The 17,598-nt window shown below is 51.2% G+C and carries 16 protein-coding genes; 6 read left to right on the plus strand and 10 right to left on the minus strand.

Features of this window, described 5'->3' with window-relative positions; translation table 11 throughout:
• The 4 genes from trmH to gmk are packed head-to-tail and all read right to left on the minus strand — an operon-like array spanning nucleotide 1 to nucleotide 3,782.
• Complete coding sequence (trmH, locus tag GM298_RS11930) at nucleotides 1–690, minus strand: tRNA (guanosine(18)-2'-O)-methyltransferase TrmH (RefSeq protein ID WP_047957437.1); 690 nt, start codon at nucleotides 688–690, stop codon at nucleotides 1–3.
• Between the two features lie 4 nt (nucleotides 691–694).
• Nucleotides 695–2,809, minus strand: coding sequence for a bifunctional GTP diphosphokinase/guanosine-3',5'-bis pyrophosphate 3'-pyrophosphohydrolase (gene spoT, locus GM298_RS11935; protein ID WP_025757028.1), 2,115 nt, complete (start codon nucleotides 2,807–2,809; stop codon nucleotides 695–697).
• 19 nt (nucleotides 2,810–2,828) lie between these two features.
• Nucleotides 2,829–3,104 carry a DNA-directed RNA polymerase subunit omega gene (gene rpoZ / locus GM298_RS11940; RefSeq protein WP_000135058.1) on the minus strand — a complete coding sequence of 92 codons (276 nt, stop codon included), beginning with the start codon at nucleotides 3,102–3,104 and terminating at the stop codon, nucleotides 2,829–2,831.
• A 54-nt stretch (nucleotides 3,105–3,158) separates the two neighbouring features.
• On the minus strand, nucleotides 3,159–3,782 hold the full coding sequence (gmk, locus tag GM298_RS11945) for a guanylate kinase (RefSeq protein ID WP_025757029.1): 624 nt from the start codon (nucleotides 3,780–3,782) through the stop codon (nucleotides 3,159–3,161).
• A gap of 251 nt (nucleotides 3,783–4,033) precedes the next feature.
• Between gmk and ligB the strand changes: the two genes are divergently transcribed.
• Nucleotides 4,034–5,704 (plus strand): NAD-dependent DNA ligase LigB, encoded by a 1,671-nt coding sequence (ligB, locus tag GM298_RS11950; protein WP_266154153.1) that lies wholly within the window; start codon nucleotides 4,034–4,036, stop codon nucleotides 5,702–5,704.
• Here ligB and GM298_RS11955 read toward each other — a convergent pair.
• From GM298_RS11955 to GM298_RS11965, 3 genes are all read right to left on the minus strand, one after another.
• Nucleotides 5,701–7,353 (minus strand): phosphoethanolamine transferase, encoded by a 1,653-nt coding sequence (locus tag GM298_RS11955; RefSeq protein ID WP_045286476.1) that lies wholly within the window; start codon nucleotides 7,351–7,353, stop codon nucleotides 5,701–5,703. The two genes, ligB and GM298_RS11955, sit on opposite strands and share 4 nt — an antisense overlap.
• 111 nt (nucleotides 7,354–7,464) lie before the next feature.
• Nucleotides 7,465–8,082 (minus strand): trimeric intracellular cation channel family protein, encoded by a 618-nt coding sequence (locus GM298_RS11960; RefSeq protein ID WP_266154154.1) that lies wholly within the window; start codon nucleotides 8,080–8,082, stop codon nucleotides 7,465–7,467.
• A gap of 167 nt (nucleotides 8,083–8,249) precedes the next feature.
• Nucleotides 8,250–10,181 carry an acyltransferase family protein gene (locus GM298_RS11965; RefSeq protein ID WP_266154155.1) on the minus strand — a complete coding sequence of 644 codons (1,932 nt, stop codon included), beginning with the start codon at nucleotides 10,179–10,181 and terminating at the stop codon, nucleotides 8,250–8,252.
• 580 nt (nucleotides 10,182–10,761) lie between these two features.
• Between GM298_RS11965 and GM298_RS11970 the strand changes: the two genes are divergently transcribed.
• From GM298_RS11970 to GM298_RS11980, 3 genes are all read left to right on the plus strand, one after another.
• Complete coding sequence (locus GM298_RS11970; protein ID WP_259566839.1) at nucleotides 10,762–11,592, plus strand: hypothetical protein; 831 nt, start codon at nucleotides 10,762–10,764, stop codon at nucleotides 11,590–11,592.
• A gap of 252 nt (nucleotides 11,593–11,844) precedes the next feature.
• Nucleotides 11,845–12,855, plus strand: coding sequence for a hypothetical protein (locus tag GM298_RS11975; protein ID WP_266154156.1), 1,011 nt, complete (start codon nucleotides 11,845–11,847; stop codon nucleotides 12,853–12,855).
• A 260-nt stretch (nucleotides 12,856–13,115) separates the two neighbouring features.
• Entirely contained in the window at nucleotides 13,116–13,778 is a 663-nt protein-coding gene (locus GM298_RS11980; RefSeq protein ID WP_266154157.1) for a DUF4225 domain-containing protein, read from the plus strand.
• On the opposite strand, the gene GM298_RS11985 is transcribed toward GM298_RS11980, so the two are convergent.
• The gene (locus GM298_RS11985; protein WP_225284930.1) at nucleotides 13,756–14,085 is read right to left on the minus strand and encodes a hypothetical protein; all 330 of its coding nucleotides are present in this window, start codon (nucleotides 14,083–14,085) and stop codon (nucleotides 13,756–13,758) included. The genes GM298_RS11980 and GM298_RS11985 overlap by 23 nt on opposite strands.
• A gap of 302 nt (nucleotides 14,086–14,387) precedes the next feature.
• Nucleotides 14,388–15,251 (minus strand): YicC/YloC family endoribonuclease, encoded by an 864-nt coding sequence (locus GM298_RS11990; protein WP_014830145.1) that lies wholly within the window; start codon nucleotides 15,249–15,251, stop codon nucleotides 14,388–14,390.
• A gap of 125 nt (nucleotides 15,252–15,376) precedes the next feature.
• Between GM298_RS11990 and rph the strand changes: the two genes are divergently transcribed.
• The gene (gene rph / locus GM298_RS11995; RefSeq protein WP_013094888.1) at nucleotides 15,377–16,093 is read left to right on the plus strand and encodes a ribonuclease PH; all 717 of its coding nucleotides are present in this window, start codon (nucleotides 15,377–15,379) and stop codon (nucleotides 16,091–16,093) included.
• Nucleotides 16,094–16,160: 67 nt separating this feature from the next.
• Nucleotides 16,161–16,802, plus strand: coding sequence for an orotate phosphoribosyltransferase (gene pyrE / locus GM298_RS12000; protein WP_266154158.1), 642 nt, complete (start codon nucleotides 16,161–16,163; stop codon nucleotides 16,800–16,802).
• 81 nt (nucleotides 16,803–16,883) lie between these two features.
• Here the strand turns inward: pyrE and slmA are convergent, their stop codons facing one another.
• A complete protein-coding gene (slmA, locus tag GM298_RS12005) occupies nucleotides 16,884–17,480 on the minus strand; it encodes a nucleoid occlusion factor SlmA (protein WP_047957446.1) in 597 nt (198 codons plus the stop codon).
• Between the last annotated feature and the right edge of the window lie 118 nt (nucleotides 17,481–17,598).

Here is a 17,598-nt window from a genome sequence, read left to right on the forward strand (position 1 = left end):
TTACCCTGCGTACTGCATGGTGGCCCACCACCCGGCATCGGCTTCGATCTCGCCCTGCGCGTTGACGTGGGGGTAAGGCAATTTTTTCTGCTTCGCAACGCGAGCCAGCACCGGATAACCACCTTCAAACAGCAGGCGCTGCTGTTCATCTTCCGGCAGCATGCTGTTGCTGCGCTCGTACATCCCGGCGTTCTGACGCTGGCGCTGCGCCTCATATAGAATGAGCGCGGAGGCCACGGAGACGTTCAGGGACTGCACCATGCCGATCATCGGAATGATGATGTCCCGATCTGCCAGATCCAGCGCTTCCTGGGTGATCCCGGTTTTCTCCTGGCCCATCAGAATACAGGTCGGGCGGGTGTAGTCGATCTCGCGAAAATCCACGGCTTTAGCGGACAGGTTGGTGGCAAGGATCTGCATACCGCGCCCTTTCAGGTGCGAGACGGCATCGCCAATCGTCTGGTGAGATTTAACGGACACCCAGCTGTTGCTGCCTGCCGCCGCAGAAACCATGGTTCGCATCCGGTGGCCCGGCCAGACGGCGTGCACTTCATGCACGCCGACGGCATCTGCGGTACGGACGATAGCAGAGACGTTATGCGGTTTATGGACCTGCTCCATGCAGACCGTCAGGTCAGGCTGACGCCTGGCGAGCATTTCGCATATCCGCGCGTAACGTTGTGAATTCATGCCACTAGTTTCGGTTACGGGTGACTTTAATCACGTCCGGCATGACGCGGATCTTGCGCATAATGTTCGCCAGATGCACGCGGTCGCGGGCGGTCAGACGAATAAAGGCGCTGTACACGCGGCCATCTTTTTCTTCCGTGTTCAGGCTTTGAATATTGGAAGAGGCCGTGTTGATCGCTGCCGTCAGGTTCGCCAGGGCACCCTGGTGGTTGAACATATCCACCTTAATTTCGGTGATAAATTCCTGGGCGGTCTCTTTATCCCACTCGACCGCCATAAACTTCTCCGCCTCTTTTTGATAGCCGCGGATGTTACGACAGGATTCATGGTGGATAACCAGCCCTTTACCGGGGCTGACGTGCGCAATAATCGGGTCGCCAGGGATGGGACGGCAACATTTTGCGAAGGTGATAAGCACGCCGTCCGCGCCTTTAATCGGCAGGTGTCCGTGGCTTTGGGTTGTTGCAGGCACGGCTGTCGTGTCGCCTTGCTGCAGGTTCTTCGCCACCACCACGCTCATGGCGTTGCCGAGGCCGATTTCTGCCAGCAGATCGTCAAGGGAGGCGAGCTTCATGCGCTCCAGCTCACGCTGGATATTCTCCTGCGGGATTTCGGCCAGCTTGCGGCTGCCGCCCAACGCGTGGTTGAGAAGACGACGCCCGAGGCTCACGGAATCATCACGCTTGAGGTTTTTCAGCAGCTGGCGAATTTTGGCGCGCGCTTTGGAGCTCACGACAAAGTTCAGCCAGGCCGCGTTCGGACGTGCACCCGGCGCGGTAATGATTTCCACCGTCTGGCCGCTGGCGAGCGGCTGAGACAGCGGATACGGTTGTCTGTCGACGCGCGCGCCCACGCAGGCGTGACCGATATCGGTGTGCACGGCATACGCGAAGTCGACCGGCGTCGCGCCCGCAGGCAGTTCGACAATGCGACCTTCTGGGGTGAAAACGTAAATCTCATCCGGGAAGAGATCGGATTTCACGCTCTCGATAAATTCAAACGAGCTGCCCGCACTCTGCTGCAGCTCCAGCAGACTCTGCATCCAGCGCTGGGCGCGGATTTGTGCGGTCGTGCTGCTCTCGCCACCGTGCTCTTTATAGGCCCAGTGTGCGGCAACACCCATCTCCGCCATCTGGTCCATGTCTTCGGTGCGAATTTGCACTTCAACCGGCACGCCGTGTGGCCCGATCATCGAGGTATGCAAAGATTGATAGCCGTTCGCTTTTGGAATGGCGATGTAATCTTTCATACGACCCGGACGCGGTTTATACAGGCTGTGCATCTGCCCCAGCACGCGATAGCAGGTATCGGCGTCGTGGACGATCACGCGGAACGCGTAGATATCCATTATCGAGTGAAAACGCTGCTCTTTGAGCACCATTTTGCAGTAGATGGAGTAAAGATGTTTTTCGCGACCGCTGACCCGGCACGGGATCCCCGCTTCCTGCAAGCGCCCGTCAATTTCAGAGAGGATCTTCTGAATCATCTCTTTACGGTTACCGCGAGCGGCTTTCACCACCTCTTTAATCACGCGATAGCGGTTCGGGTACAACGCTTCAAAACCCAGCTCTTCCAGCTCGGTTTTAATGTGATGAATACCTAAACGGTGCGCCAGCGGGCTGTAGATTTCGAGGGTTTCACGGGCAATGCGGCGACGTTTGTCCGGGCGAAGTGAGCCCAGCGTGCGCATGTTGTGGGTACGGTCAGCGAGTTTGATGAGAATGACGCGGATATCCTGCACCATCGCCATAATCATCTTGCGGAAGTTTTCGGCTTGCGCCTCTTTCTTGTCGCGGAAATTCAGCTTATCAAGCTTAGAGACCCCTTCCACCAGTTCGGCAACGCTTTTGCCAAACAGCTGCTCCATGTCCTGGTAAGTGGCTGGGGTATCTTCTATCACGTCGTGCAGCAGCGCGGCCATCAGCGTTTCGTAGTCGAGTTTCATCTCGGCCAGAATACAGGCCACCGCTACCGGGTGCGTGATGTAGGGTTCACCGCTTGAACGTGTCTGGCCCTCGTGAGCGTCACGTGCAACGAGATACGCCTGCTGAAGACGCTTAATCTGGTCTTCAGGCAGGTAGGTTTGAATCAGTTGATTCAGGCTTTCAAACAGATACAAGGGCGACCCGCAGGTTTAATTAACGACGACCTTCAGCAATAGCGGTTACGGCCTGCAGTTCTGCGGCTTCCTGCTCTTGCTGCTCCTGGCGCTCACGCACGTCGAGGATCTGGTTGTTAATCAGACCTTCTTCGATTTCGCGAAGTGCAATAACGGTGGTTTTATCGTTTTCTTCCGGTACCAGCGGATCTTTACCGCCTACCTGCATCTGACGAGCGCGACGCGCGGCGACCAGCACCAGGTCAAAACGGTTACCAATTTTCTCTACAGCGTCCTGAACAGTTACGCGTGCCATACTTAAAATGCTCCACAGGTGAAGAAATGACTGGGCATGATACTGAAAGTGGGTTCAGTCTGCCAACAGTTTGGTGATTAATGCGTCATGTCGCTGCTTCTGGCGGCTCATACGCAGACGTTCTGCGCGAAGGATGGTTTTGAGATCGCTCAGTGCGGCATCAAAATCATCATTCACAATAAGGTAATCATATTCCGCGTAATGGCTCATTTCTGCAACAGCCTGTTCCATACGCTTTGCGATCACTTCTTCGCTGTCCTGACCGCGGCCACGTAGGCGGCGATCCAGCTCATCTTTCGATGGCGGTAAAATAAAGATACTGCGCGAGTCAGGCATTTTCTTGCGAATTTGCTGCGCGCCCTGCCAGTCGATATCCAGGAACACATTCACGCCCGTGGCCAGAACCTGCTCAATGGTCTCACGTGAGGTGCCGTAGTAATTACCGAACACTTCAGCATGTTCAAGAAACGCGTCTCTGCCGATCATCGCTCTGAATTCGTCGTGATCCACAAAGAAATAGTGTTCACCGTGCACTTCACCCGGACGCGGTTTACGCGTGGTGTGAGAAACAGAAACCTGTGTGTCGTACAACGGTTGGGTTTTTAACAGTGCCTGAATAAGGCTGGATTTACCCGCGCCACTAGGGGCAGAAACAATATAAAGCGTGCCTTGAGCCATGAGAGTCTTTTGTATGTGTTAGCGAAGAAGTCCTACATACGGGCTTATTATACACGTCACCGCCGTGTGACGTAGCCTTTGTCACACTTTTTCCCCTGGATTATTGAATTTTGCGTGCCGTTTTCAGGTTTTATCTGTGGTTTTCAGTAACAAAAAGAAAGACCGGATAGCGCCTCGCACAGTGAAACAAGGTGGTTAGCGTTGTTTTAGCCATCGCGGTATACCTCCTGCAACGTAAAGGAGGGATAGCGATGGGGCGATGGATAAGCGGGTTAATGCTGTTGTGGTGTGGCTATGGCGCGGCGGTGTGCCCGGTGTGGTCGCAGGCAAAAGCGGAAAAAGAGATCGCGTCGTTAAGCGCGCAAATCAAACGCTGGGATGACGCTTACTGGAAGCAGGGCGTGAGCGAGGTTAATGACGACGTTTATGACCAGCTGAACGCCCGCTTAACCCAGTGGCAGCGCTGTTTTGGCAACGATATCTCTGCAAACACCCTTCCTGCGCTGACGGGAAGCGTGACACATCCTGTAGCGCATACGGGGGTTCGTAAAGTTGCCAGCAAAGACGCGCTGGCTCAGTGGATGCACGGCCGAACCTCTCTCTGGATGCAGCCAAAAGTCGACGGCGTGGCAGTGACGCTGGTGTATCGCAACGGAATCCTCGCTCAGGCCATCAGCCGTGGCAATGGACTTAAAGGTGAGGACTGGACGGCACAAGTGCGTTTGATCCCGTCCGTGCCTAAGTACGTATCCGGGGAGCTGGCAAACAGCGTCTTACAGGGGGAGCTTTTCTGGTTGCGTGAGGGCCATGTTCAGCGGCAGATGGGCGGAATGAATGCCCGTGCAAAGGTAGCGGGCGCGATGATGCGACAAAAGGACAAAGCGCCTCTGAACCAGATTGGCATTTTTATCTGGGCCTGGCCGGACGGGCCGCAGATGATGCAAAACGCGCTGACAGCGCTGTCGCAGGCAGGATTTACCCTGACGGCGCGCTACACGGTGCCCGTACAGACGGTTGAAGCTGTTGAAAAGCAGCGTCTGGCCTGGCAAAACGCGGCATTACCCTTTGCCACGGACGGCATTGTGGTTCGGTCTTCGGATGTTCCCCCTGGCGATAGCTGGCTACCCGGCGAAGGTAACTGGGTTGTGGCATGGAAGTATTCTCCTGCCGCCCAGGTCGCGGAAGTGAGAGATATTCGTTTTACCGTTGGGCGAACGGGCAAAATCTCCGTAGTGGCAACGCTGGAAGCGGTGCAACTGGATGATAAGCAGGTGCAGCGGGTGAGTCTGGGACCGATCGCGCGCTGGCAAAGGCTGGATATTGCTCCCGGCGATCAGATACAGGTGAGCCTTGCCGGGCAGGGGATCCCCCGGTTTGATAAGGTTGTCTGGCGTGGGACGGACCGACAAAAGCCGGAACCGCCCGCCACGCGCTTTCATTCCCTGAGCTGCTTTTATGCTTCGCCTGAATGTATGGAGCAGTTCTTTGCCAGGCTGACATGGCTTAGTTCAAAGCAGGTGTTAAACATTGAAGGGTTAGGCGAGTCAGGCTGGCGCACGCTCTGGCAGACGCATCAGTTTGAGCATCTCTTTTCATGGCTGTTATTAACTCAGGCGCAACTGCAGGCTACACCAGGGTTTTCCTCAGCGCGCGGGCTGGCGCTCTGGCATCAGTTTAATCTGGTGCGTGAGCAGCCGTTTATCCGCTGGCTCATGGCGTTGGGTGTTCCGTTGACGCAGGCTTCGCTTAAGGCAATGGGAGACGTAACGTGGCAAAAGCTGAGCGGACGTAACGCAAAGGACTGGCAAACCTTGCCGGGAACGGGCGAGGAGAAGGCGCGAAAAATTGTCGCATTCATTCACGACCCCGGCGTTGCTGGCCTGGCTTTGTGGCTCGGCCAGCAGGGCGTACCAGGATTTTAGAGCGAGCTTGCTTTAGCTTTGCGCCAGGGGGTATGTCTGTCTGGCGAACTGAAGGTATCGCGAAGCTGATCGTAGTCATAGATGTGGCGGCCGCCATCTATCACCGGAATCAGTGTGGGAGCCTGATAGCACGCTTCAAGCACTGAGCTGCACTGATCAACACCCGTTGTGATGCCAAGCCACGTTAACATCAACTCATAATTGCTTGCTGTGGGCCACAGTTCATGGACCCATCCCACTGCTCTTTTTTGGGCATTCAGGGCTTGCTGGCTGTACCAGATAAACTGGGGGACCTGGTAAGCCTCTTTGCTTGGGTTGCGTGAGCCATGCATATAGAGGGAATTGAGTTGCGGGTTTTTTTCCAGCCCATGGTCTGAAAAATAGAGCAGAGAGGACGCGCTTCCCTGCAGACGTTTAACCACTTCGCCAATGAAAGCGTCGGTAAACAAAATCGCGTTATTGTAGCAATCTTCATATTTGTTGCCGGTATGCAGAATATTTGCGGATGCGGGATACCGATCGCACGCCATTTCATGGCTACCGTTAATATGCAGGAAAATTAATTTTTTGCCGGGGGTTTTAAGCGCCTCATCCAGAGCAGGTAAAAGCTCGGTGTCATAATGCGTGTCAATCCACTGGGCTTTCTGGCTGACAGAGGCAATCGCCACAATGTAATTGTTGCTTTTGCCAGTATTACCCTGGGCGCTAATCCATTCGGTGTGATAGCCCGTTTTTTTAGCAACGCTAACGATATTGTCAGCAAGCTTATCGGCGGTGAAGTGGTCCGGATCCGCTTTACTTAATATCATCGGCACGGAAAGAACGGTGGCTGACGCAGGAGCAATAGCATTGCTAAAAATGAGGGCGTCCTTCGCCAGCCCGGCTTCCACAGGCGTGGTATCCTGGTTAAATCCGTAGAGCTGCATATTGCTGCGGCGCGCGGATTCACCCACGATAACAACGTAGTTTTCGATGCCCGTGTCCTGATACTGCAAGGCCGGATAATTGACGCTGTGCTGACTAATTTTCTGCGCCAGGGCGTTATCACGATGGGCAATAATAAACTCTGCACCCGTGTAAAACGGCGTATTGGTTAAGATTCGGGAGCTTAGCGGATAATAAACTTCAAGGTCGTGGCGTTTTTTTAGCCAGTTTGCCGTTGAGTACCAGCCTAAATAAACGGCAAGCAGAACGAAGCCGATAGCTTTCACCCGGGAAGAAGCATGCTCGCTAGCGGATTTGATTGCATACCAGGTGACAATAAAGTAAGCCGCCACGGCGGGTAAACAGTTCAGGTATAAACCCGACATGCTTTTCACTTCGGCGACGTGAGTACCGAGAATACTCATCGCAAAGACGGTGTTAAATTCGCTCTGGTAGACGCTCCATGTACTGTAGGCAATCGCAAAATTCAACGTGAGCAGGGTAGTTAAAACGAATGCGACGATCTTACCGGGAAGCGAGCGATAGACAGCAGCGGCGCAAACCAGTAACAACGCATTACAAATCGCGATGCGTACTGCGAACCTGGCCGGTTGCGTTAAAAATACTGGCCATAATTGAATCAGCACGGAAACGAGCAGCAAAATCAAAAAATGGCTGCTGAGTTTTTTATTAATAATCAGTGCTGACGTTTTGGCAAAAGACATTGTTTAACGCAAATCATTGGGGTAAAGGTGCGATAGTTTATCGCGTTTACCCCGGTAATATGAGATGACAAAAAGTGCTTTTTACTACTTTGTTGTGGTTTTGTTGAGAATTCAATGGGTGTCCTGCGTGTAATGAAAAACAGGCAATCCCAGCTTTAAGCGCAGCGCCAGCAAGCGGGCCGTCAAGCCAAATAATAACGTAGCAATGACCACAACATCATGGCTCGAAACATAATGTTGTAAAGCGATATACAGAACGGCAGAGGCAAAGGATATTCCGGCGTAAAGCTCTTTCTGAAAAACCAGCGGAATACGCTTGCAGAACATATCGCGCAGTACGCCGCCAAATACACCCGTTACGACCGCGGCGATAGTGGCAATGACCGGGCTTTCACCCATATCCAGCGCGATTTGCGCCCCGATAATGGAGAAAACCACCAGACCCAAAGCATCAAGGACTAAAAACAGACGGCGAAGATGGGGCATAACCGGCGCAACGATGGTGGTCAGCACGGCGGCAATCGCGACAATAACAATGTATTCAGGGTTTTTTACCCAGCCAAGCGGATAATGTCCCAGCAGAATATCGCGTACCGATCCGCCTCCCAGGGCTGTGGCGGTAGCAATAATGATCACCCCAAACGTATCCATACGACGGCGACCAGCGGCAAGTGCCCCCGTCATGGCTTCAGCCGTGATCCCAACGAGATAAAGAATATGTAGCAGCATGTCTTCCCCCAGCGTGTAGGGCGGCAGAGTAGCGTTTTGTGCAGCAGGTCACTATTTAGTTTTTTTTGTGGGAGTAAGCAAGGCCTACTTTTTCTAATCCTAAAGCAGGCTTTTTGCCGTTTTATAGGCGTTATTTTCTGTGTTTACAGATTACTTTTTTTCATGAGTCAGGGGCGTTGAGTGAAAATCTGACGAAACATTGGCACAAGCGCTTTATTGCCCGTCTCGCTGAGATGGTTATCGTCGAAATAGTGCGGTTCAAGGTTTTTGCTTCCCATACACCGCCCTGCGCTGCACAGAAAAGGCGTAGGGTCCAGTACCCTCACGCCGCAGGTTTTTGCGGCCTGGGATTGCGCATGCAGTATTGCGCTGTTTCGACTTTGATACTCCGCCAGAGGAATGGAGATATCCTGCGCTTTTTTAGACGTCATTAAGCGATGGGAGAGCGTACGAGGCACGTTTACATCCATTTCGGGAACCGGATTGACCAGCACCACCGGATGTTCGCGATTAAGCGTACAGGCCATCTTTACGATGGACGCCGCATACTGCTGTAAATAGTCTTTATCGTCCAGGGAGCCTGTGTTGAATTTCACCTGCTTTTGCTCAGCATAGTGAGTCAGGCGGTTAACAATGACAACCGGGACGTTGGCCGGGTAGGCTTTTAATTTTTCACTCAGCGAGCGGTTAAATTTGCCGCAGCGTTTACTTTCAAGCAGCGTGGCATCAGCCAGCGTAGGGCAACCGGAATAGGTAATGCCGACCACCGAACCACGATCCGCGGCGGCTGCAGCGAGGGCAGTGGCTGCGGCTTCGGCGTGGCTGTCGCCGATAATGATGGCTGCCGGTGTTCCGGTACCGTAAAAACTCATGTGCGTTTTTGGGTCGGCGGCATAGTTTTTATTGTTCGCTTCGGCGGCTATTCGATCGACCTGCGCATCAGGACGGCTGGCAATCATGTCGTTTTTAACCAGATAACTATATCCCCAGGCCGCCCCGACACTGCTAAACAGAATTATCCAGAATGCGGCAATGCTTCGCTGGTTTAAAAAGCGTTTGGCGGGTTGCTCAATCAATACCCATGAGATCCATCCGAGTAAAAAAGAGAGGGCAATGGCACCGACCACCCAGAGTCCGTTGTGCTGCTGCCCGGCATAAATGAGATACACCGCAACAGGCCAGTGCCACAAATAGACTGAATAAGAACTTAAACCCACCCAGCGAAGGTTACGGTCTGCAAGGCTAATCAGTGAGCTGTCGTTGCTGTAGATGACCAGCATGGTACCGAGGATGGGCAGCAGGGTTAATCCGCCCGGCCAGGCGCTTTCAGTGCTAATGCAAAAAACAGAAGCCGCGATGAGTGTATATCCCAGCAGCGTCGTGATTGTGCGCAATGCCCTGGTGAGGATTAAACGGTTTGCCCCATACCAGACGAGGCCGCCACAGAGCATTTCCCAGGCGCGATAGGGCATCAGATAAAACCGGGTAGCGTCATTCACTGTGGCACTCATGCTGAACCAAAATGCGCCCAGCGTGAGTACCAGCAGGCATAAGCCGGTATTAACCCATTTTCTGAACGGATATAACGCCATAATGATAAAGGGTAATACCAGATAAAACTGCCATTCAACCGAGAGTGACCATGTATGCAGGAACCAGTTTTCATGCGAGTCGGTGGCAAAATAATCCCCGGACTCTTTTTTTAACTTTATATTGGATATAAAAATAACAATATAGCCAATATAATTTCCGAGTTTTCGGTATTCATTTGTCGGAAGCCAGAATAAGGTCGCCAGCGCCATGATAATACACAGCATAAGCAATGCAGGGATGATGCGTTTAGAACGCGCAGCGTAAAATTCTATAAGATTAAACGAACGCTTTTCGAGGCCGGTGGATATAATTTTTGTCATCAGAAAACCAGAGATCACAAAGAAGATATCCACGCCAACAAACCCGCCCGGGAGCAGAGCCGGCGCGAAGTGGTAAAGCACCACGGAAAGAATGGCAACGCCACGCAGCAGGTTGATATCCTGGCGGAATTCGCGGTCAACAGTGAGGCTTTTGCTTTCCTCTAATGTTAAGTTGATGTTTGCCATTCACTTTTCCGATCGCTATTTTATCTTTTAATTAAAACGCCGGAGAGTGTATCAAAACTGATCAGTAATTTCTTATGTTCTGATGCCAAACGAAAAAGGCCACTGCATCCAGCGGCCTTTTAAACAGAGATAAGGAAGGTTACTCGATTGGATCTGAATGTTGAGTAATGCTGTATATGCTTTGATTTACAAGTGTTTTCTCTAATCGTCTTTTCGATTAGCTACGCCCTTAAGTACACCGTAAGCAGATGCTATGTTGTATATGCTGCTTAATTGCTCAACGCAGCGTGGCCACAGATTCCAGATCTCACGTTCATCGAAAAGCACTGTTTTATGTCTAGCAAGTAAGGCAGTCAAGCGTGAACGCCCTAACTGTTGTCTGAGACTGGCTTTCAGCGCTATTACGCTGGGCTCTTTTGGGTCAGCTAAGCAGGTATCGAAACCCGCCTGTGTGAGTAGGAACGGAGATTCGTTAAGCTACTTAACTTCAATAGATTTATACAATACGTAAGGATACGCAAAGCTTTTATTTCTCTCTGAAGAAAAGTGATAGCGTTAGAGCAAAACACAGGAGAGACAGATGAGTTTACCAATGCCGTGGAGTTTGGCTGGACGCCTCTTCAAATGGGGTTGGGAAAAGATCACACGATTATGGTTACTGAAAACCTATCAGAAATCGCATGAGTATAAATTCCGGCGCTATCATTTAGGCGCACACTGGAAACCACTTGGTGAGCATTTAGAGTACTCGGTGCGGCTTGCCCATTCAGCCGATCATGAGTCGGTTAAATCCCGCGTGGCGTTTCGGGCAAAAGGGGCGCTTGTGGAGAACCTCTCGCTTTATTTCGAGGCGTCAGGGCATGGTATCCGTTACCAGCAGAAAATTGAGCTGGCCAATCTGGACCAGTCTGTGCTGATTGTTAACCTAAACCAGATACCGCGTCAGGAACTCATGGAGGTTTCTGAACGCGGAATTTATTTTTCAATTACTGAAATAAAGTTTATTCAGTGCGTCATTACGCTACCAGGTGGCAAAAAACAACCATCTTTTAACTCGCAACGGTTTTCTCTGATGCATGGCTGGCTCTTAAGAGACACATGGAAAAGACGCTGGGGTGTGGTCTGGAATTGTAATGCAATTGAGGATGCAAAAACTGAAATGAAGTCGTTCTGGCGCTGGCGACTGGGGGAATACCGCTATTTCTCGCTTAACTACCCGAGTTTTAGGCCCCTTACTTTGAATGGTATGTTTCGCAAAGGCCTGTGCAGACTGCTTATTAACCCCTATTTAATAACGCTGCAGTTCTGGCTGGCAATACACTCCGGGCGATATACTCTGGGCGACGGCAGGCTTATGTTTAGCCGTAAGAGAATTAAAAAAATGAAGTCACGCAAAATGGCAAGGCTCTGACTTCTGCTGCTGTGTTATAGTCTGGATGAACCTGAGTCGATCCTTGTTGAAGAAGACAAACGCTAAGCAACTTCCGCTCTTGGCACAAGAGGACTGACACTCTGGCTTATATCCGCTATGAGCGAGGAATGGACAGTTACACTCATCACCAACGCCAATAGCTTCATTACGAGTATAGAGCTGTATTAATCAATGGGGGAGGTCTACCCGGGATTTTCGACGTATGGATTTGATGCTGGTGTCAAAATTAAAATGAGCAGTGTAGAGAGAGACAAGTATCTTGGGTATAGTTTTGCGGTTGTGGCGATAGGTGTCATAATCACAACTACTTTCATAACCCCTAATCCTACATCTTATCAATATACAGTTTACCGAATAGTTCTGGCTCAAGCTGCTGGAGGTATTGGTTCAGTTCTGCCTGGTCTCCTGGAAGTAAAATATAAAGGATGGTTAAGAGCATCTGGCGCAGCGGCATTTTTGGCTATAGTGTATTTCAAAAGCCCAGCTTTGCTTGAACAAAATCCCGAATCTGCAAGTAAACCTGTGCCGCCTACCGTGATTGATGCATATGCCGTTAATAGTTCCAATCGCGATAGATACCTCGAATTATTTCGAACAGGACAGTTTGGTCAGCGGGACAAGCTGCGCATCGGTTGTGTTGAGTGGAGTGAATCATCGTGCGTGGCTGCTGGTAATTTTTTGCGATTGTTAAGTGACGCTGGCTGGGAAATCGATTCTGACGCTGTATTCAGAATGCAACCATCCGTGCCAGTTGAGGGCGTATCGATTGTAAGCCGCGGCGATGATCTGGTCGGTTTGCCGAAAGTACCACCCCACATGGGCCGCTGGAGTCGATCAGACATTAGCTATGAAATTTTGACAGCGGCATTCAAATTGATGGGAGTTCCGGTTTATTTTTCCAGTGACCCAACATTACAACCAGGTACTACCGGAGTGTACTTTGGACCGAAACTGGATGTACCAATCAAGCAAAAAGATGAGAATGCACGACGTGAGCTTCTCCGCTACGTCGGTTTGGGAATGGCTATTCAGCGAGCTTGCTCTCAGCAGTCCGTCGAAGTTTGCGCGGATGAGCTTTTTTCCTGGGAAACCTCTGTATCTTCGTTTCTTAGGCTGCAGCGATTCAACTCCGATGCCGTAAACAGATGGCTTGCCTTGCCGCATGCTAATGCGGCTGCGGCAACTGCAGACATGAAAATAAAGCCAGGTATGTTAATGCCATTTGTACTGGGCATCGAATAACTTTACCTCATGTGAGGATGAATGAGCGTCTGGTAGGTCGCCTGGCAGTTAGCGCTTTCTTTTTGTGAAAGCCTGCGGAATAGAACTGGTGTTCTACGATGCGTGGTTTGGCGAAGAGTCAGTATTGAAGCACTGGTATTGGACAATTAAAACCACGATTTGCTCATGCGTCGAAATTTAGACGCCTATTGGCTGCTGCAATGGCCTCGGGGACTCGGTTCGTCAGAAAGCCCCATCCAGAGGTAGTTTCGGCTATATCTATGATAATAAAAGGGTTTATTGAGCTGCGGTTCGCCACGGCCCGGAGCGCAAAATCTGATGAAGAGTGCATGGCCTGTATAAAAAATCTTAGGACAGAGATCGAAAACCTTGAAGAACAGGGGCGAATGCTACGTACGAAAGCTGCTAAGCTTTACGCCAAAGTGGAGTTCGTCCGGGAAAATAACAAAATTGTGGGTTACGTAATTTCTGCTGTGAACGTAGTGCTTTCGGGAGCAGAGATAGCTTTAGGAACAACGTTACTTGCCAGCGCTAATCCATTGGGTTTGTTGGCTGGAGCAATACTTGTTGTGGATGGATTTAATGGCCTAAGCAAAGAATTTAGCCATCAAGTGCTTCATGATTCTACATCTGAAGGGTTTGCTGCTAATGCAGCTATGGCTACGGCTGAATTTATGGGGTTTAGTTCTAAAAGTGGATTAGGCGTATATAAATCAATCTCACTTGTTGCTAATGCTTACAGCATATTTGGTTTAATAAGGAAGCCTGGATCATGGAGACTGTTTCGCTACATACCAGTCGATTATTACAGAAAAGTCAGTACATTAAGCAGGCCAAAACTAACCATGAAAATAGTTGGATACGGCGTGAAGGCAAAAGTTATTTTTGATCTGATGATAATTACTGATCGCCCTCAATCCTAGACGCATATTGTTTATACCGCCAAGCTTTAAATGCGAGTTTGGCGGGCGCCAAATACCAGATAAAAGGTAATCCTACAATCAACGAAAAAGCCAAAGATAGTGTGTTATTTTTCGTCGATAAAACAGATGTAAAAATCAGGATTATGAAAGCAACAATAGTTATCCACTTAGCTACATTAAATCGTTTTGCTAAATCATGAATCACTTCATCAAGAGTTCCCCCAAAATCTTCCACATTGCTTTTAATTTTCTGAAGATCTGTATGGCTGAAGCCGGACTCTAGCAATGTCTTTTCGCTAACTTTCATGGTTCTTTATCCTTAAAACTCACCAGAACATCAAAGGTAAGTTTACCTGAAATCGGACGATAAATCGCCACATACAACCTCAGTTTTTATATTGACTTTTTTATATTTAAAACAATAACTTATGTAGTTGCAGTGGTTTTACACAATTGGACGTTAAACCCCGTTACGTACTTGTGCATTTTATGCAACCCCATGTCTTAAAGGTATCGCGATACAATATGAGACTATATAAAACAAAAAAGACCATGATTTACAATGGTCTTTTTATGACTTAGTGAGACAACGCGAGATCGCGTGAAACACTACTCAATATTCTGAATCTGCTCGCGCATTTGCTCAATCAGTACCTTGAGCTCAATTGCTGAATTCGTCACCTCAGCATTGATCGACTTAGATGCCAGAGTGTTCGACTCGCGGTTGAACTCCTGCATCATAAAGTCGAGGCGGCGACCTACGGCTTCTTTCTTCTTCAGAATGTTGTAGGTCTCTTTAACGTGCGCTTCCAGACGATCCAGCTCTTCAGCGACGTCAACGCGCTGCGCCATCAGCACCAGCTCTTGTTCCAGGCGGTTGTTTTCCAGCTGAACTTCCGCTTCTTCCAGTTTGGCAACCAGGCGCTCGCGCTGCCACTGCAGCACTTCTGGCATATGCGTGCGCACTTTTGCCACTTCGGCGCTGACCCCTTCAAGGCGCTGCTCAATCATCGCTTTCAGAGCCTGGCCTTCGGTTTCGCGGGCAACGATAAAGTCATCCAGCGTGCTGTCGAGGGCGGCAAGAATTTCAGCGGCAATCGCGTCCAGATCCTGCTCACCGGCGGCCATCACGCCAGGCCAGCGCAGAATATCAACCGGGTTGATTTCGCCTTCATCGCTCTGCATTTTGACCCAGTTCGCCGCATTGACGAGCTGTTTCGCCAGTTTTTCGTTAAGGATGAGTTCGCCCTGCGCGCTGGCATCAGGCTCAAAACGCAGATTACATTCCACTTTGCCGCGCGTCAGACGGGTACGGATACGCTCACGTACCACCGGCTCAAGGCTGCGGAACTGCTCCGGCATACGGAAATACGTTTCCAGGTAACGCTGGTTTACCGAGCGCATTTCCCATGTGGCGCTACCCCAGCTACCCTTGATTTCACGCCGGGCGTAGGCGGTCATACTGCGGATCATAGACATTCCCGTTTTTAAAGGAGAGATGGGGGGATTATAGCTTTCGGGGGCTTCTCAGGATAGGAATAAGCGTCCTTTATCCGTATAATGCGCAGCCACATTCGTTTCAAGCCGGAGAATTCATCATGCGTCCAGCAGGTCGTAGCGCCAATCAGGTGCGTCCCGTCACTCTGACCCGTAACTATACAAAACACGCTGAAGGCTCCGTTCTGGTTGAGTTTGGTGACACTAAAGTGCTGTGCACCGCCTCCATCGAAGAAGGCGTTCCGCGCTTCCTGAAAGGCCAGGGCCAGGGCTGGATCACGGCTGAATACGGCATGCTGCCGCGTGCGACCCATACCCGTAATGCCCGCGAAGCGGCAAAAGGTAAGCAGGGCGGTCGTACCATGGAAATTCAGCGTCTGATCGCGCGTGCGCTGCGCGCCGCTGTTGACCTGAAAACGCTGGGCGAATTCACCATCACGCTGGACTGCGACGTCATTCAGGCCGACGGTGGTACGCGTACCGCCTCCATTACCGGGGCCTGTGTAGCGCTGGCGGATGCCCTGAATAAACTGGTTGCGGCCGGTAAGCTGAAAACGAATCCAATGAAAGGCATGGTTGCAGCGGTCTCCGTGGGCATCGTTAACGGTGAAGCGCTGTGCGATCTGGAATATGTCGAAGACTCTGCCGCTGAGACCGATATGAACGTGGTCATGACCGAAGACGGTCGTATCATTGAGGTGCAGGGTACCGCAGAAGGCGAACCCTTCACTCACGAAGAACTTCTCACCTTGCTGGCTCTGGCCCGAGGGGGAATTGAATCTATCGTAACGACGCAGAAGGCGGCGTTAGAAAATTGATTTTAAAGGCGACTGATGAGTCGCCTTTTTTTTGCCTGTAAGACAGAAAAGACAAAGGAGCGAATCCATGAAACCGTATCAGCGCCAGTTTATTGAGTTTGCGCTTAACAAGCAGGTTCTTAAGTTTGGCGAGTTTACGCTGAAATCCGGGCGCAAGAGCCCCTATTTCTTCAATGCCGGGCTGTTTAATACCGGGCGCGATCTGGCATTGTTAGGCCGTTTCTATGCCGAAGCGCTGGTGGACTCCGGGATTGATTTTGACCTGCTGTTTGGCCCGGCCTATAAAGGCATTCCGATTGCGACCACCACCGCGGTAGCGCTGGCGGAACACCACGATCGCGACGTGCCGTACTGCTTTAACCGCAAAGAGGCCAAAACTCACGGTGAAGGAGGGAATCTGGTCGGCAGCGCGCTGCAGGGCCGCGTGATGCTGGTGGATGATGTGATCACCGCGGGCACGGCGATCCGTGAATCGATGGAGATTATTCAGGCTAACGGGGCGACGCTGGCTGGCGTGCTGATTTGTCTGGATCGTCAGGAGCGGGGTCGCGGCGAGATCTCCGCCATTCAGGAAGTGGAGCGTGATTATCATTGCTCAGTGACGTCAATCATCACCCTGAAAGACCTGATTGCCTACCTGGAAGAGAAGCCTGATATGGCTGACCATCTGGCGGCGGTACGCGCATACCGGGAAGAGTTCGGGGTGTAATTGTATTGCCCGGTGGCGCCAGCTTTACCGGGCAATACAACCCCAGGCCGGATAAGGCGAAGCCGCCATCCGGCAACGATGTTATTGTAACTGGGCAGCCACTAGCGGCCAGCGGGCGTCAAAATCGTCCGTTGGGCTGTATTTGAACTCGCTGCGCACAAAGCGGGAGAGCATCCCTTCGCAAAACGCCAGGATCTGGCTCGCCAGTAGTGTTTCATCCGTGCTGTAACCTTCACCTTCACGCATTTTCTTCTCGCGCAGTACCTGGCGCAGTTGCGCTTCTATACGCTCGAAAAGCTGATTAATGCGGCCCTGCAGTCTGTCCTGCTCGAACATCAGCGCGTGGCCGGTCAGGATACGGGTTAAACCCGGATTGCGTTCACCAAAGCCCAGGATTAACAGCACAATCAGACGCAGACGCGCGGTGGTGTCTTTTTCGTCTTTCAGGATCAGGTTGATGCGTGTGATCAGGCTGTCTTCGATAAATTCGATCAGGCTGTCGAACATCCGGGTTTTGCTCGGAAAATGACGATACAGCGCCGCTTCAGACACACCTACGGAGGCGGCCAGTTTGGCGGTGGTGATGCGTTGACTACCATCGCTGGATTCAAGCATCAGCGCCAGAGATTGAAGTATTTCTTCGCGACGATTCCTTTTCGCGGTTTGTTTTTCTGCCATGTTACAAAATACCCCTGAAAATAAGCACTTGTCAGGCTGGCATCCACACAGCGACCGCAAACTGACGTTTGCGGTTTGTTATGACGTTATGGCGCTGTGAGATGCGTGTCTGTCGGGC

Origin of the sequence: Enterobacter sp. HSTU-ASh6 (assembly GCF_026319105.1) — a bacterium.
GTDB lineage: Bacteria > Pseudomonadota > Gammaproteobacteria > Enterobacterales > Enterobacteriaceae > Enterobacter > Enterobacter sichuanensis.